The sequence below is a fragment of the Bacillus bingmayongensis genome (genome assembly GCF_000299035.1).
Taxonomy (GTDB): Bacteria; Bacillota; Bacilli; order Bacillales; family Bacillaceae_G; genus Bacillus_A; species Bacillus_A bingmayongensis.
This window is the reverse complement of the sequence record NZ_JH921518.1, coordinates 979847-996360: the sequence shown is the minus strand read 5'-3', so window position 1 is coordinate 996360 and position 16514 is coordinate 979847. Positions and strand designations below refer to the sequence as shown.

19 protein-coding genes are annotated in these 16514 nt (G+C 34.6%); 11 read left to right on the top strand and 8 right to left on the bottom strand.

From position 1 onward, the window contains the following. The first annotated feature begins 19 nt into the window (after positions 1–19). The 4 genes from Y7E_RS0119695 to Y7E_RS0119680 all read left to right on the top strand — a co-directional run bounded on the left by Y7E_RS0119695 (position 20) and on the right by Y7E_RS0119680 (position 3059). On the top strand, positions 20–1237 hold the full coding sequence (locus Y7E_RS0119695) for a sensor histidine kinase (RefSeq protein ID WP_017152983.1): 1218 nt from the start codon (positions 20–22) through the stop codon (positions 1235–1237). Further along, positions 1227–1871: a response regulator gene (locus Y7E_RS0119690; RefSeq protein ID WP_017152982.1), complete on the top strand. Its 645-nt coding sequence runs from the start codon at positions 1227–1229 to the stop codon at positions 1869–1871. Before Y7E_RS0119695 ends, Y7E_RS0119690 begins: the two co-directional genes overlap by 11 nt. A 212-nt stretch (positions 1872–2083) precedes the next feature. Then, positions 2084–2524, top strand: a complete 441-nt coding sequence (locus tag Y7E_RS0119685; RefSeq protein ID WP_017152981.1) for a hypothetical protein — start codon at positions 2084–2086, stop codon at positions 2522–2524. Between the two features lie 94 nt (positions 2525–2618). Continuing rightward, positions 2619–3059, top strand: a complete 441-nt coding sequence (locus Y7E_RS0119680) for an Ig-like domain-containing protein (RefSeq protein WP_237741396.1) — start codon at positions 2619–2621, stop codon at positions 3057–3059. 83 nt (positions 3060–3142) lie between these two features. On the opposite strand, the gene Y7E_RS31030 is transcribed toward Y7E_RS0119680, so the two are convergent. Beyond that, positions 3143–3283, bottom strand: a complete 141-nt coding sequence (locus Y7E_RS31030; RefSeq protein ID WP_017152979.1) for a YflJ family protein — start codon at positions 3281–3283, stop codon at positions 3143–3145. A gap of 157 nt (positions 3284–3440) precedes the next feature. On the opposite strand from Y7E_RS31030, the gene Y7E_RS0119670 reads away from it, so the two are divergent. After that, the gene (locus Y7E_RS0119670) at positions 3441–3800 is read left to right on the top strand and encodes a hypothetical protein (protein WP_017152978.1); all 360 of its coding nucleotides are present in this window, start codon (positions 3441–3443) and stop codon (positions 3798–3800) included. A gap of 26 nt (positions 3801–3826) precedes the next feature. Here Y7E_RS0119670 and Y7E_RS0119665 read toward each other — a convergent pair whose 3' ends face one another. Next, positions 3827–4012 (bottom strand): YhzD family protein, encoded by a 186-nt coding sequence (locus Y7E_RS0119665; RefSeq protein ID WP_017152977.1) that lies wholly within the window; start codon positions 4010–4012, stop codon positions 3827–3829. A 274-nt stretch (positions 4013–4286) separates the two neighbouring features. On the opposite strand from Y7E_RS0119665, the gene Y7E_RS0119660 reads away from it, so the two are divergent. From Y7E_RS0119660 to Y7E_RS34515, 5 genes are all read left to right on the top strand, one after another. Beyond that, on the top strand, positions 4287–5528 hold the full coding sequence (locus tag Y7E_RS0119660; protein ID WP_017152976.1) for a metallophosphoesterase family protein: 1242 nt from the start codon (positions 4287–4289) through the stop codon (positions 5526–5528). Then, a complete protein-coding gene (locus tag Y7E_RS0119655; protein ID WP_017152975.1) occupies positions 5525–8452 on the top strand; it encodes an ATP-binding protein in 2928 nt (975 codons plus the stop codon). Before Y7E_RS0119660 ends, Y7E_RS0119655 begins: the two co-directional genes overlap by 4 nt. A gap of 41 nt (positions 8453–8493) precedes the next feature. Further along, complete coding sequence (yhaM, locus tag Y7E_RS0119650; protein ID WP_017152974.1) at positions 8494–9438, top strand: 3'-5' exoribonuclease YhaM; 945 nt, start codon at positions 8494–8496, stop codon at positions 9436–9438. A 245-nt stretch (positions 9439–9683) separates the two neighbouring features. Continuing rightward, positions 9684–10778: a response regulator aspartate phosphatase gene (locus Y7E_RS0119645; RefSeq protein WP_017152973.1), complete on the top strand. Its 1095-nt coding sequence runs from the start codon at positions 9684–9686 to the stop codon at positions 10776–10778. Continuing rightward, the gene (locus tag Y7E_RS34515) at positions 10778–11038 is read left to right on the top strand and encodes a Phr family secreted Rap phosphatase inhibitor (RefSeq protein ID WP_017152972.1); all 261 of its coding nucleotides are present in this window, start codon (positions 10778–10780) and stop codon (positions 11036–11038) included. The genes Y7E_RS0119645 and Y7E_RS34515 overlap by 1 nt, the downstream gene beginning before the upstream one ends. Before the next feature lie 160 nt (positions 11039–11198). On the opposite strand, the gene Y7E_RS0119635 is transcribed toward Y7E_RS34515, so the two are convergent. The 5 genes from Y7E_RS0119635 to Y7E_RS0119615 form a co-directional block, all read right to left on the bottom strand. Next, positions 11199–11657 carry an SMI1/KNR4 family protein gene (locus Y7E_RS0119635; protein ID WP_017152971.1) on the bottom strand — a complete coding sequence of 153 codons (459 nt, stop codon included), beginning with the start codon at positions 11655–11657 and terminating at the stop codon, positions 11199–11201. 64 nt (positions 11658–11721) lie between these two features. Beyond that, entirely contained in the window at positions 11722–12174 is a 453-nt protein-coding gene (locus Y7E_RS0119630; RefSeq protein ID WP_017152970.1) for a YrhA family protein, read from the bottom strand. A gap of 61 nt (positions 12175–12235) precedes the next feature. Continuing rightward, positions 12236–12523 carry a hypothetical protein gene (locus Y7E_RS0119625; protein ID WP_017152969.1) on the bottom strand — a complete coding sequence of 96 codons (288 nt, stop codon included), beginning with the start codon at positions 12521–12523 and terminating at the stop codon, positions 12236–12238. Between the two features lie 136 nt (positions 12524–12659). Next, positions 12660–13088: a YrhA family protein gene (locus Y7E_RS0119620; RefSeq protein WP_017152968.1), complete on the bottom strand. Its 429-nt coding sequence runs from the start codon at positions 13086–13088 to the stop codon at positions 12660–12662. Positions 13089–13227: 139 nt separating this feature from the next. Further along, positions 13228–13569 (bottom strand): hypothetical protein, encoded by a 342-nt coding sequence (locus tag Y7E_RS0119615; protein ID WP_017152967.1) that lies wholly within the window; start codon positions 13567–13569, stop codon positions 13228–13230. A gap of 464 nt (positions 13570–14033) precedes the next feature. Between Y7E_RS0119615 and Y7E_RS0119610 the strand changes: the two genes are divergently transcribed. Then, positions 14034–14912, top strand: coding sequence for an alpha/beta fold hydrolase (locus Y7E_RS0119610; protein WP_017152966.1), 879 nt, complete (start codon positions 14034–14036; stop codon positions 14910–14912). 136 nt (positions 14913–15048) lie between these two features. Here the strand turns inward: Y7E_RS0119610 and Y7E_RS0119605 are convergent, their stop codons facing one another. Next, positions 15049–16314 carry a cation:dicarboxylate symporter family transporter gene (locus Y7E_RS0119605; RefSeq protein WP_017152965.1) on the bottom strand — a complete coding sequence of 422 codons (1266 nt, stop codon included), beginning with the start codon at positions 16312–16314 and terminating at the stop codon, positions 15049–15051. Positions 16315–16514: the final 200 nt, after the last annotated feature.

The window sequence follows — 16514 nt, the reverse complement described above, 5'->3', positions numbered from 1 at the left end:
CTAATGGTGGAGGTGGAAAATGAAGAAATTAAATACAAATATAGATTTAAATACAAATTTATTAGAAGCGGTGTTTATTCCGAGAAGATTTATCGTTTTATGGATAACACTCGTGTATATAGCTTCGATGCTTTTAGAATTGCGTGACAACTTTTTTTCTATTGATAGCTTGTTCTTTACAATCGTAATTGTTATACATACTATTTTTCATTGGTATGCTAGTTTATTAAAGAAGAGTCAATTGCTTTACTTCTTTTTTATTCAACTCTTTATTGTGTTTTTCGCTGCATTTATTGTACCACATGCTTCGATAGCGGTTTTTGTTGGTTTAGCTCCTATTTTAATTGCGCAAAGTTTATATGTGTATAATAAGATATTCAAAGTAATTGCAGTCTTTACTTTTATGTATGCAATATTTTGTGTTGCCATTAGTGTCAATTATGGTGTAAATAAATTATCTATTCTTATCTCTATGTTCTTGTTAGTACTAGCAATTATTGTTCCTTTTGCCTATATTAATAAGCAGCAATTTGATGCGCGTAATCGCATACAGAGATATATTCAAGAGTTAGAATCTGCATATATAAGGGTGGAAGAATTAACATTAGCTAATGAGAGGCAGCGAATGGCAAGGGATTTACATGATACATTAGCGCAAGGTCTAGCGAGTTTAATTATGCAATTGGAAGCAATAGATGCCCATATGCAAAAGGGGAATACTAAGCGATCTCAAGAAATTATTCAACAAACGATGGTAAGAGCGAGAAAAACTTTACATGATGCAAGATTGGTTATTGATGATTTGCGTTATATGACTAATTCATTTAATAAAGCGGTAGAGGATGAAATTCAACGCTTTTCTGAGGCTACATCTATACATGTCAGATTTCATATTCAAAGTCCCCCTCATATTTCAAGCTTAGTAAAGGAACATTGTTTATATTTAATAAGTGAATGTTTAACGAATATTGCGAAGCACTCACAGGCAACGGATGTAAATATAAAAGTTGATTATATGGATGATTTTGAGATGTTAACAATCAAAATTGAAGATAATGGAATTGGTTTTGATACTGGGTATATCGGGAAGAATCCTGGACACTATGGTTTAATTGGCTTAAATGAACGTGTTCGCCTAATTGAGGGGAGAATACAGATAGTAAGTGAAAAGATGAAGGGAACGAAAATTTACATTCAAGTACCGATAAATAAAGAAGGAGATAGACATGAAGTATAATGTATTAATTGTTGATGATCATTTCGTTGTAAGAGAAGGTCTAAAATTAATAATGGAAACGAGTGATTCATTTCAAATAATAGGTGAGGCTGAAAATGGAGAAGAAGCTCTTTGTTTAATCGAGGAAAAGAAACCAGATATTATTTTAATGGACTTAAATATGCCCAAAATGAATGGTTTAGATACAATTGAACATTTAAAGAAACAACAGATTAATATTCCAATTATTATATTGACTACATATAATGAAGACGAATTAATGATAAAGGGAATTGAATTAGGAGCAAAAGGATACTTATTAAAAGATACTGGCCGTGACAATTTGTTTCGAACATTGGAAGCGGCTATTAGGGGCGAGACTTTATTACAATCAGATGTTATGGCAAAGATAGTTAATTATAAAAGAAAACAGGTAAATAAGAATACTTTTGAAAAGCCTAATTTGACAGAAAAAGAACTTTTTGTTCTAAAAGCGATTGCACGGGGATATAAGAACAAAGAAATTGCATTTGATATGGGGGTAGCAGAACGAACAGTAAAAGCGTATTTAACTAATATATATAATAAACTAGGCGTTAATTCACGATCAGAAGCGGTAGCTGTATCTATTGAAAAGAAGTTAATCTATCTTTAGAACAATATATTATATATGCCCAATCGTACATTGTAGGCTTGCCCTTTTGTACGGTTTTTTTATTTCTTCTTTATGCTATGCTCAGAAAGTATCGGAAAGTTACATGTTTTATCATTTTTATTTTAAAAGTAAGAGTCAAGAAAGATTGAAACAATTCAATCTTATTAGATATACAGAATCATCTAATAGAGAAAGGAAATAGAATCATTATAATGATAACTTTGTTTTTCATTTCTACAGTGATTTTCTTTGTTTGGAGTCAAATTAAGCCTCGAAAAATGAAATGGATGGATATTTTCATTTTCCTAATTGTTGCAGGGATAATCATATACACAATGCCGCATCCTATGACCTGGGATTTACAAGCTGAGCTGCTGGCGATGACACTCTTTGCTTTTGGTATTGGCGTTTGGCAAGGAAGTATAATGGCAGTCTATTATGAGGATGAAATGGTATATATCAAAAGTAGGAGACAGTATGTAATCTCTTGGATCATTTTAATAATCGGTCAAATACTTATTATGGATGTATTTGAAGGAGAGATTCCATCTTTAGTGAATGTAACATGGCTACTTTTGGTTAGCGTTGTTATTGCATCTGGAGTAAAAAGTTGTATTGTATACATTTTTAGTAAGGTATCTAGCAAGCAATAATATATGAAAGTAATCAATGGGTATTTTCTTTTTATTTACTCATAGAGTGTATAGCTATAAATTCATTTCATTATATCAGGGATATGTTACTGGTTTGAATGAATCAAAAATGTTTGGAGAAGTGGAGGAAAGAATAACACGAATGCTTCCATCTAATAGTGTTATTGCCGCATTGTACAGGTTTAGTTGGCGAAAAAATTTGAGTTTTAGTCCTGAAAAAGCTGATAGGAATCAAGCATTTCAGGGAATGGAAGAGGGAACAGAAAAGAAGCGTATTCAATCTGTTGATTATATTGATACAAAAATAATGGTAGATTCCGTGACACGTAGTGATACGTGTGTAACAGGTCATGCAAAACCTCATTCAACAATTGTACTAACAGGTGACAATCTGCTGATTGGGAGCGAAAGGGTTGATAAGAATGGGGAATTTTGTATACATACACGTAATCATTTGAAAGATCATTCTATCATAAAAGCCCAAGTGATATTGGATGGTTTTTATCAAGAGAGCATAATGATTCATGTTCATTAACTACGAAAGTCATATTTGGTATGTAGTAGATGAAATGTAAAATAAAAAGAAGCAACGTAAACAAACGTTGCTTCTTTCCTGTATTAAGCCGACTCTCTCTGAACTCTCTCAAGTAAACTAGCCAACACATGCGTACGATATGATTCTAGTTTTCTACCTTCATAAGAACGGATACCTAATTTTTTTAATTCTTTTACGTACCAACCTTTGCTACCGAAATACATGTAATCGCTCCCCTTCATTTTTGGTGTAGTTTATTTGTTCTGATTGTTACTTGGAGGTACGGGAAATGGTTGAAGGAAATGAATTTCGTGTGAAAATGGTTAACTTCGGCGCAAAAGACATATATACTATAAATAGTATATAACGAGGTGGGCGAACGTGATTATAGAGAAGCACGAAATTCAAATTGACCAAATTACGAGCGGAAAGGTGAATATATTTACTTTTTACCGAAATAGAAAGCAAATTGACGATCCGTTTTTACAATTGCAAGAGCCATCGCTTACGGCGAACTACTATTTCCATTTTCATTTGGATGCAGAGAGCCTTAGTCTTCTGCAGGAAGAGTTTCCTAGCGTGTATCCGTACGACGGGAATGGAACCATTCACGATTGGACGGAAAAGATGAAACAAGAGCTAACGCGCCAAATTCAAACTGGAGAGTGGAACAGGCGCGTGCGTATTGGTAATCGGATTCTAGATGTGGTATTTACGTGGTGTGATGAAGATATAGAATGAAAAAGAAGCGGATGACGCTTCTTTTTTTAGCGCTGGAATAAAATGAGCTTCCCTGCTGAAGATGTGCAGCGATGTGTTTTCTCATACAATCCTTTTTCTCGTAAAATGGATTCTCCTTTTGATTTCGCTTCTGCTTCTGTTGTCGCCTCGAATGATTCGTCTAATGCTTTTGAACCATCTTTTTCAAAGACTGTTAGAACGTATACTCCCATGAAAATTCCCCTCCAAAGATTAAAATCAGAATCTTATAACTATTTTGTCATAAAACGATAGAATATGCAAAGAAATATATGACATAGCATGTTAAAATAAAGTGAAACTTTGGTCAGTGTTTTTTTACTGACCATTAGTTGAACCAATCAGGCTTTTACGGGCTGTTTCTCCCACCTAGCTTCTAAGCCTTTGCTTAATTTTTGGTGGGGGTTATTGCCCGTTAATGCGGGGTAGAGTGAAACTTTTATAGGATAAAGAAAGGATCGTTTATTTGTGAAACAAGTGAAGTTTATACATGCGGCAGATTTACATTTGGATAGTCCGTTTAAGGGAATGGAAATGAATGTGCCGTCATCTGTTTGGGAAAGAATGAAGCAAAGTACGTTTCAGTCGTTTGAGCGTATTATCGATAAAGCAATTCAAGAGCGCGTTGATTTTGTATTATTAGCAGGAGATTTATATGATGCGGAAACGAGAAGTCTCAGGGCCCAAGTGTTTGTGAGAGAGCAGATGAAGCGCCTTTCGCAGTATGAGATTCCTGTTTATATTATTCATGGGAACCATGATCATTTAGGCGGAAGCTGGGCGGCAATTGAGTTTCCTGAGAATGTCCATGTGTTTATAGAGCCATATGTAGAAGAAAAGTCGTTTTATAAAGATGGTGAACTGCTTGCCTCTATTTATGGATTTAGTTACTTGCAGCAAGCAGTAACGGATAATATGACGGCGCAGTATGAAAAAATGAGCGATGCGCCTTTTCATATTGGGATGCTGCACGGGAGTGTGGAAGGCGATGCGGAACATAATCGTTATGCGCCGTTTCAAATTCGTGAGTTAAAAGAAAAAAGATTTGATTACTGGGCTCTTGGTCATATACATAAGCGAGAGATTTTAGCAGAGGAGCCGTATATCATTTATCCAGGTAATATACAAGGGCGTCACCGGAAGGAAACAGGTGAAAAGGGAGCGTATCTTGTTGAGATAACAGAGCGAGGAACGAATTGTTCCTTTTTCAGTACGGCAGATGTTGTTTGGGGAGAGATGGAGATTAGTATTGATGAACTGCAAACAGTTGATGATCTTATGACAGCTTGTACGGAAGTGCTGAATGAATGGCGTAAGGAAGAGGAAGGCACTCTTTTGACAGTTGTGTTTACCGGACAAGGGCCATTGTCTCCTTATTTACGTGATGAAAAACGAGTGGAAGAGATTTTTCATATTTTAGCAGTGGGAGAAGAACGAAGAGATTTTGTGTATGTGATGAAGTGGAAGAATGAGACGGTTTCGTTTGCGGAAATTGAAAGGTTAAAAGAGGAGAATCATTTTGTTGGTAGTGTACTGCAAGAGCTAGAGTCATTTACGAATATGGATGCGGTGCTGCGAACGATTTGGACATCTCCGGTTGCGCGTAATGTAATTGAGTCTTTTTCAGAAGAGGAAAAAGCAGATATTCAAAAGGAAGCGGAAAATATTATATTAGAGCAATTATTCCAGCAAGAGAGGGATAAAAAATGAGAATTGAGAAACTCCATATTTACGGTTATGGGAAATTAGAAAATGTGGAAATGGACCTTTCGATGCTGATGGTGCTGTACGGTGAAAATGAAGCCGGAAAATCAACGATTCGTTCATTTATGAAGAGTATTTTATTCGGTTTTCCAACAAGGGGACAGCGGCGTTATGAACCGAAAGAAGGCGGGAAATATGGCGGGACGATGACTGTTATGACGGAGAAATATGGTCGTCTCAAAATTGAGCGCCTGCCGAAAACAGCTGCCGGGGAAGTAACGGTTTATTTTGAAGATGGAAAAACGGGCAGTGAAGAGGTATTGCACGACTTACTGAGCGGGATGAATGAAAACCTGTTTGACTCCGTATTTTCTTTTGATATGCATGGTTTGCAAAATATTCATCATATTGGTGAAGCGGAAATCGGGAATTATTTGTTTTCAGCAAGTGCAGTTGGAAGTGATGCATTGCTTCAGCTAGATAAAAAGTTAGAAAAAGAAATGGATCAACGTTTTAAACCGAACGGTCGTAAGCCAGAAATCAATGCGTCACTTCAAGAAATAAAGAAGCTCCAGGAAAAGCTTGGGGCGTGGCAAGGGAAGATTGGTACGTATGAAAAGCTAATGGGGCAGTTAAAAGAAAGTGAAGGGCGCCTTGCTCATATTCGGAATGAAAAAGAGATGGCAGAGAAACGTAAGCAAGACTATGAAGTATTGGCCGCATTACAACCTCTTGTGATTGAAAAGCGTGCATATGAAAAAGTATTGGCAGAGCATGGGGCTCAGTTTCCTGTTCGAGGAGTAGAACGTTATGAAACGATAAAAGCAAGACTAGAGCCGCTCGGGGTGCAATTGGATTCCATTCAGAAAAGGATGGAAATGGTACAATCAGAAGTGGATGGGGTGGAAGTACAAGAAGAGCTCTTGCAGAAAGAGAGCTATGTAGAAGAACTTCGTATGCAGCATATGTCATATGAAAATGCACGCCAAGAATTGCGTGATATTACAGTAAGCATTGGAAATATGAAAGAAGAGATAGAAGAACTCGAGCAACAAATTGGTACCACCTTTGAAAAGGAAAGTGTACTTTCATTTGATACAAGCCTTGCCGCAAAAGAAATGATAACGCAAACTGTGCAAAAGACGAGAGAATTAGATAAGCGGAAAGAGCAGCTGGATGAGCGGTTTAAAGTAGCTCAAGAGCAACTAGAAGAACAGGAAGAAAATATAAGGCACATTCGAAAGCAAATGTTATCGGATGAAGAGCGGCAGGCGTTAGTAGAAAAGGAAAAATCGTTTCAAGATACAGTTTTTATAGGTACTGGTGCAGAACGAATTAAGCGTAAATATGAAGAAAGAACAAAAGCCGCGCAAGAAAAGAAAAAGCGCTGGCAGACAATTTGTTTTCTTTTGTTAGCTATTAATACAGTGATTTTGCTGACAAGTGTATTTTTAGATAACCGTGCGTTGCTATTTACAAGTGTTATCGTCTTTGTCCTAATTGTACTTGCGCTTGTTTTGTATAAAGATACTTCTTCAGATAGCTTACAAGAAGAACTGCTCTCGCTGCAGCAAAGTGCGGGCGGAAGGCAAAATGAAGAGGCACTGTCCATTCGGTATCAATTAGAGAAAGATGAAGAAATCCGTAAATTATTTGAGCGAGAATCTTATAAGTTACAACAAATTGAAAGAACATATGATAAAAGTGTTTCTGCATATGAAGAATGGGAACGAGATACGTTTCATGCGGGAGAGCAAGTAGATACATATAAAGAGCGTTATTCTTTCCCAAGTTTTTATACATATGCACATGTATTGCCGGCATTTGAACGCATTGAAAAGATGCAGCAGTTATATCGCGAAATAGGAAAACAAATGGAGCGAAAAGGAATATTATATGAAATGATTTCGCAGTTTGAACATAAACTAGAGAACGTTATGGAAAATACAGATTTTGATCATCTTCATATGATTAGTGATCGTATTCAAAAGGAAAAAGAAAAAAGACAAAAGGAGGAGCAGCTTTTAGGAAAACTTGCTGATTGGAAAGAAGAACGAGAACTATTACAGCATCAAGTGGAGCAACTCACATTAGAAAGAGATGCGCTCTGGAACATGGCAGCAGCTACTGATGAAGAAACGTTTTTAGAAGCGGGCAAGAGGGCGGAAAAACGTGAAGAGGCAGAGAAGCAAGTAGAACGGCTATCACCACAGATTGATATGTTAGAAAAGCGTTTAACAAGCTTATCATTAGTGGAACACTATCAAGTGGAAGGATATGAAGAAAACCTAAATCAAGAAGTGCTCCATATACAAGACTTCCTTTCAGAAGAGAAGAAATTGACCGAGCGCATTGCGGAGCACCGCGTGGAGATTGCGAACTTAGAAGCAGGCAGTACGTACGGTGATTTATTACATGAATGGGAAATGAAAAAATCACAAGTACGTGAGCAAGTGAAGAAATGGGCTGCATATGCAGCAGCAAAAACGGTGTTAACAAAAACGAAGCAATACTATCATGAAGTACAGCTGCCGCGCATTTTACAAAAGGCCGAGGAGTATTTTGTATACTTAACAGGCGGAAAGTATAGTAAAATATTTTCACCATCAGAAACGGAGCCGTTTATCGTAGAACGAAGTGATGGTATTCGTTTTTACAGTCATGAGCTCAGTCAGGCGACAGCGGAGCAGTTGTATTTATCACTAAGGTTTGCGCTAGCACGGACGTTTGAACATGATTATCCATTTATTATTGATGACAGCTTTGTGCATTTTGATGCACTAAGAACAGAACGAACAATCCAGTTAATAAAAGAAATTGCGAAGGATAGACAAGTGATTTTCTTTACATGTCATGCTCATCTATTATCATTCTTTGCGGAAAAACAGATTATAAAATTAACACGTGAGCATAAAGAAAATAAGGTGTAGTGTGCTATACTAAAAGTACTTAAGTTGGTGGAGGAATCAGGATGAAAAAGAAAATTGCAGAGTATGAAGTTGGAGAACAAGTCGATATCTTCTTGTTAATTAAGACAGCGACAAAAGGTATCGCAAGTAATGGGAAGCCATTTTTAACAGTGATCTTGCAGGACCAAAGCGGAGATATTGAAGCGAAGCTATGGGATGTATCACCTGAGGTAGAGAAGCAATATGTAGCGGAAACGATTGTGAAAGTAGCTGGAGATATTCAAAACTATAAAGGGCGCATTCAACTTCGTGTGAAGCAAATTCGCGTTGCAAATGCGAATGAAGTGACAGATATCTCAGACTTTGTAGAAAAAGCACCAGTGAAAAAAGAAGATATGGTAGAAAAGATTACACAGTACATATTTGAAATGAGAAATCCAAACATTCAACGTCTCACAAGACATTTATTGAATAAGCATCAAAATGAATTTTTAGACTATCCAGCAGCAACGAAAAATCACCATGAGTTCGTATCAGGACTTGCTTATCACGTTGTATCGATGCTTGATTTAGCGAAAGCAATTTCTACGCTATATCCATCTCTAGATAAAGATTTACTTTATGCGGGCGTTATTTTACATGACCTTGGTAAAGTAATTGAATTATCTGGTCCAATTTCAACAACGTATACATTAGAAGGAAATCTACTTGGCCACATTTCCATCATGGTAAACGAAATTGGAAAAGCAGCAGATGAACTGAAAATTGAAGGAGAAGAAGTATTAATTCTTCAGCACATCGTCTTATCCCATCACGGGAAAGCGGAATGGGGTAGTCCAAAACCACCATTAGTAAAAGAAGCTGAAATTCTGCATTACATTGATAATTTAGATGCGAAGATGAACATGATGGATCGTGCCCTTGGACGTACGAAACCAGGTGAATATACGGAGCGTGTCTTCGCGCTTGATAATCGTTCGTTCTATAAACCTTCTTTTCATAATTAAATAAATCTTATGAGGCAAGTGGTTTAAAATCACTTGCCTTTGTTATTTTCAAAACTGAGGGTTGATGCAGTTTTTGTGAAGGCGGTATGAAAGCCATCTCTTGTGAGGTGGTTTTTAATTGTGTCTAAACATAATAATATTCTGATAATTATTTTTCAATTAACGTAAAAGAGGGGTTTGATATACAATTTGTGTAATTGTATTACTATTCAGAATATTAAAGGTAGAAATAAGGAGGAATCGTTATGAGTATACATGTAGTAACGAAAGAACAAATTAAACATTCATTAGACGCTTGGTATCAGTCAATGTTGCAACAACATGTAGAAAAAGCGACAAGCTTAAAAGAAGAAATTGATGGGAAGATTGCTAAGGTCGAAGAAGATCAAAATTTATTGTTATATTACGCCTTACTAGATTTTAGATATACAGTGTTAACTGATAGTTTAAGTATTACAAAAAATAGTTTTGATGTTATTGAATCATATAACAAACCTTCTGAGAAAATTCTTTCTTATTACTACCACTTTTTTAAGGCAATACATGCTACATTAACAACGAATTATAATGAAGCAAGAGAATACTATGAAAAGGCTCAAAGGCTATTGCAGTATGTCCCTGATGAGATAGAACAAGCGGAATTTAATTATAGATTAGCATCATTTTATTATCACGTAGGAGAAGCTGTGCAATGTATACAATATACTGAAAAAGCAAAAGAGGTATATTCTAAACATTTAGGTTATGAGATTGGTATTGCGTTATGTGATAATGCTTTGGCTTCATCTTATTTATATCTAAAGCAATATGAACAAGCAGAAGTTTATTATACATCTGCAATCAATATTTTAAACAAACAAAATGAAGAGATATTCTCCTTAAGAATTAGATATAACTTGGGTCTGATGTATGCAAAACAAAATATGCCAAGTTTAGCAATTCGTTATGTTTCGGAAGTATCTCAAAAAATTCCTAAGCATTTTAAAGCAATCTTTGTAGAAGCGAGAGAGCGAAGTGAATTAGGAGAAAACAAGATTGCAGCAGAGCTTATTGCAAGAGGTGAAAAAATCTGTGAGGAAGTAAATAACATTGAATATCAACATCGTTTTAAGATGCTAAAACTTTTAAATCAAAAAGTTTCTGCTTCAGAATTAGAAAAAGACTTTCAAGAAGGGATAGCGTACTTTGAGGAAGAAGGTTTATGGGAATGCATTCAAGAATATGCTGCAAAGCTAGCAATTCAATTTCATCATGATGAAGTATATCAGAAGGCAAGTGAGTATTTTTATATGAGTCATGAGATCAATAAGAAAATATTAGAAAAAGGGGCGTTAAAATAATGGGGAAATTCAAATTAGCGGTAGTAGGACTAGCTTTTACAGGGATTGTTTCTTTAGGGTTAAATTCTTTTATAGAATCACAACAGGCAGGAGAGGCGGATTTACCAGCACCTGCAAGACCTGACTATGTTAATATTGGAGATGGCGGAGCGCCTGCTTATAATGGAGGAGATACACCTGCACCAGCTTACAATAAAGGAGATGGCGGCGGAGCACCTTCTAATCTTTATGGAGACTATCCAGCACCGCAAGAAATTTAAGTGAATTTACAGCAAAAAAAGAAGAACGTTTACCCTCACTGATAGGCGTTCTTCTTTTATTTTTCTTCTTTATTTTTCGTCTTCGCCTTCAAAATCACGTAAGCTAGAAAGTAGTTCTTTAAAAGGTGAACAAACTGGATAAAAAGAAATTTGATATCTATTAAATATAATAGTCAGGCTGTTCAACCATTTTAATTAAAAATTCTTCTAAAGAATCTGCTATCTTTGTTTCACCATAATATATAGGGCATTGGTCTAATTCATTTTCTTGTTTAAATTTAATTGTTAAAAAACTCAATTCCGTTACTTCAAAGAATGCTAATGATTCTTCATCGTCTACACCATCTATGTTTGGGTCATATTCATAAATATCTTGTCTTAAACGAAAATCCGCGACTGAAAGCGGATCCATAAATCGATTAAAAAAGAACCTATCTGATGCTTCTAAAAATCCATAACCAATTTTCTCATAAAAATGTTTTAATTCTTTCGGGAAAGGCATTTTCAATAATTCCTCTGCTTCCGCTATCTCTTCTTTTGGTAAAGGATAAAAAATAGACATTTGATTCGATTTAACACTTTCATTAGCTACAATGTACTTTTTCAAAAAAATAAACATAACTTTTGCTACCTCCGTTATGAGAGAGACTGTTTTATCTTTAGAATTAAATTACGCTTTACTTTCAAATAAGGCATATTTTTAATGCTTCCTCAAGCATCGTATTAAAATCACTATATGTTTTCATCAATGTGCCTGATGGTTTATCAAGTTCCAAGTAAGTACCGTCAGATAAATTTTTGCAAAACCAAGCAATATTTGAATCTCCAAGGAAAAGATATTCTTTTTGAAATTCATTTTCATACCAGATTTCATTCGTGTCTATAAGTCCACAAATTGGTTCGTCCCTTTCTGTTTCTAGTAAAGAAGGATCGACTCCATAAAGTACCAGTCCACCAAAATCTAAACCATTTACAGTTTGAAGAAACTCTTCGTATTCACTCGGTAGATCAACATTAAATTTCTCTTTCACATCTTCTCTTAATCTCTGAATTTCAGTATCTGTTGCTGGTGTATTCAGCTCATAACCAACGCTTTTCAGTATATTTTCAATTTCTAAAATCAGATTTTTCCACATATAAAAAACCTCTTTCTCTAATCCTCTTTAGGATAGATTGTATCTTTCAGTATGAGGCAATTTATCTCCAACGCCATGCGATTGTTGTATCTTCTATGTAAATAGCCGGTATATCGATCCCTAAATATTTGCCTTCATTTTCATCTAAAATAGACCAATTACTTTCCGCTAAAAATTCTGGATCTGCGACTTCAAAATCAAATTCATTGTCTTCATCAACCATCCCAAGAAAATATTCATGAAATGGCTTACTATTTTCATTTAAGTGAATTGTCCCATACATCCACGGTGTATCTGCGGATACTTCTGTAATTTTACCTAATTCAATATCCTTAAAGTATAGTTTCACATGAACACCTACTTATCCGTGAATTTTATGTACTCCTTTATGCTAAAAAAATTGTATTCTAATGGGAAAGCAGAGATGATTGTCCGCTTACCATATTAAGATTAATGCTCTTAACTCAGAAGTTTCAATTATGCATTTATAATACATCCTTTATTGCTTGTTCAATCATTTTATTAAAACTATAATATTCCGCCATTATATCGCCACTTGGTTTATCTAATTCTAAAAAAAGATGACTATCAACATCAAAACAAAACCAAGCTATACTTGAATCCCCAAAAAACAAATAGTTACTGTTCCACTCAGTTTCTCTCCATACTTCATTTGCTGAGATAAATCCATTATTATCATTAGAATCAGCGTTATAGATAAATAACCCATTAAAGTTTAACCCATTAGCAATCTTTAAAAAGTTTTCATATTCATTTACCCATAGATTCTTTTGTACATTGCTGGATATCCAATTTTTAATGCTTTGAATTGATTCATCACTGGCAGACTGTAGTATGGACTTTCCTCTTTTATTTTTTATTTTTTCTATACTTGAAAGTGAATCTAAAATCATGTTAACACCTCTATCTTTATTTTTTAATGGATAAACAAAACTATCCAGTATAAGGCCATTGAGTTGAGGGAGTAGCGTATGTTAGATGAGAGGATAGGGGAGCTATATGTATAATATAGTTTAGAAAGCTGGCCTTCTATTAGTTGTTATCTCTATAAGATTTTTGTGCTTTTCCCCAAGCTTCAATTAATTTTCTTAATTCGATTGTTTCAATTTTACATATATTAGGATCATGGATAGAAAATAGATCAGCTATTATGGTGTCATCTTTTTTTACTTGAACTGCGTATAATGTACCTTTAAATTCATTATGTTCTTTTAAGTTATCTAATACTTCCTCAATTTGTTGTAACCACCAATTAATTGGAATGCATTGTATATCATTTTCTAAAAATGTTGCGACAATTTCTAGTTCTTTTGGCAATTCTATTTTTAAAGAATCTAGGTCTTTGTTTTTTATTATGGTATATTTATATTTCATATTTTGGTACCTCACATTCTTTAATACATTGGATAAGCAGTTATGATTTTATCATAGTCCTCATAAGCATCCTCGACATCATGTTTAAATTTCCCAAGTAAAGATTCATCTTTTTTACTTTCTTTTTGCTTCCCTATTTATTATAAGACGACTGAATGATGTTCGATAAAATTATTTTAAGCTTCCAATTTTAATAGATTAAAAGGAAGATAAATTTCTCTAAAAAGAATTGACTTACTTTTTGTTTGTAACTATAATGATTACAAGTGAGTTAAATAGTATGAAAGTAATCAAATATAAGAAGTATTCCAATGCATTCTTATTTAGAGAGAAAGCGTGTTTTTTTATTATAGTTGTAACTAATTAAGTTACAACTATATAGCTATAAAATACTTACAAAAAGTGAAAGCTTATTTTAAGTGTATTTTTGCATGATTTAAAGTAGCGGAAAGGAGACAATCAACTTGAAACGATTAAAGTTCTATATTATTAGTGGCATTGCGCTTCTATTATTAGTAATTTTTAATATTGTCGAAAAACCAACAGCAAAGGTAGAAGAAGTAAAGGATACAGTGGTAACAAAACTAAATACAGAAGAAAAAATGGTAGAAATAGATGGACAAACGATATATTTTAAACAAATTGGTGAAGGGAAGCCGCCGTTACTTATGCTGCATGGCTTTGGTGGTTCTTCTAATGGATTTCGTGATATTTATCCAGAATTAGCGAAAGATCATACGATCATTGCGGTTGATATTTTAGGGTTTGGCCGTTCTTCTAAGCCGGTGGATTTTGAGTATTCCTTTCCGAACCAAGTAAATTTATATTATAAGTTAATGAAAAAGTTAGGTTATGATAAGTTTGCGGTACTCGGTCATTCAATGGGGGGAGAGATGTCTCTTAATTTAACATATTTATATCCTGGGGTGGTTACACATCTTGTTTTGACAGATGCGACAGGGATCGAATCCTTCCAACAAAAAGAAAGCTTCACAACTCCTAATGTATCAACAGATTTAAGTACGGTATCTGCAGTTAAGGAATATCGTGAAAATGAAGTGAAAAATAGACGAGATGATAAAGAACATTATAGTGAACTGACGAAAATGAGAGAGCGCCGCATTGCGATGGATGCGAATGAAATCAAGGTGCCAACCTTAATCATTTGGGGCAGAAATGATAAAAGCGTTTCATGGAAAAATGGTGAAACATATCATCAACTATTTAAAAACAGTACATTCCATATTATTGAAAAAGGGTATCATGCTCCGTTTCGTCAAGAACCGGAAGAGTTTATGGGGTATGTTAAAGAGTTTTTTGAACAACACCCGTTTTCTAAATAAGAAAAAATAAGTTTAAGTCGCATAAAACAAGGTGAATATACAGAATGTTTTTTGCGCTCATAATTAACAATAAATGTGTTCGAGAGTAGTGATTTAGCTAACTTTCGAACACATTTTTTATTATAAATCAATTGCACTAGATAACTTCTTTGTTTGTTAATACTAAGTGTTGATTTTTTTTGTAGTCAAATTGGTTCTCCGATTTCGTTATTACTACCGCAGCCAGCGCATTGCCTACTACATTAACAGTGGCACGGCCCATGTTTAATAGAAAATCCACCCCTGCGATAAATGCCAAACCTTCAAGTGGAAGACCGGCAGATCCTAAAGTAGCTAAAAGTACAACAAAAGATGCACCAGCTACTCCAGCAATTCCTTTAGAAGTTAACATAAGAATTAAAACCAATGTAATTTGTTCAGTCAAGGACATATCAATTCCATAGAGTTGAGAAATAAATATTGCAGCAATTGCTTGATATAAAGTAGAGCCGTCTAGATTAAATGAGTATCCGATTGGGATAACGAAAGAAACAATGGATTTTGGGCATCCGAATCTTTCCAGTTTCTCCATTAATTTTGGAAGAACAGTTTCAGAGGTAGCAGTAGAGAATACTAGAATTAATTCGTCCTTAAGAAGTTTTAACATTTTAATAAAATCAACTTTAAATAGTTTTGCTATTGAACCTAAGCATACTACAACGAAGAAGAACATGGCACCGTAAGTAACAAGAATTAATTTTCCTAAGGGGATAAGAGAATTGAGACCGAATTTAGAAACAGTTACACCTATTAGTCCAAATACTCCAAATGGAGCTACTTTCATGATAAGACCTACTACGTAAAACATTGCATGTGAAACGCTTGTAAAGAATTGTAAGATTGGTTGTCCCTTTTCACCGATAGCTGCGACTCCCAATCCGAAAAGAACGGAAAAGAAGATAATAGACAATAATTGTCCATTTGCCATGGATTCAAAAATATTAGTTGGAACGATATTCACGATAAAGTCTAAATGTCCACCTTTTTCAATTTCCTGTTCAGTTTGTACATAACTTGAAATATCACCTTTTGTAAGCTCACTTAAATTAACTCCTGTTCCAGGTTGAAAGACGTTTGCAATCAGTATTCCGAGAACAATAGCTAAAGTTGTAACGATTTCAAAATAGAGTATAGTCTTAAAACCAAGTGTTCCAAGTTTCTTAGCATTACCTAATCCAGCTACCCCTACAACAATACTAGAAATAACAATAGGAACAACAACCATTTTAATTAAGTGTAAAAAGATATCACCTAGTGGTTTTAAATACGTTTCAACTTCAGGATTTTTATAGAAAATAGCACCAACGATAATACCTAAAAAAAGACCAGTTAAAATTTGGAGAGGTAATCCGAACTTTTTCATTTTGTTCCTCCTTTGTGAATGTACGATTGAGCTACAATTTGTAACACAACTATTTTCGTTCTTGTAATACAAATATGCCGTATTTTCTTGATTTTCTAGATGTTAAAGTATAAAATTTTAGATAATTCGAAAAACTAATTGGATTTAGCATACAAAAACGCTTTCATTTTGTCTACACTTTTTTGTTTTTTATTTGATTT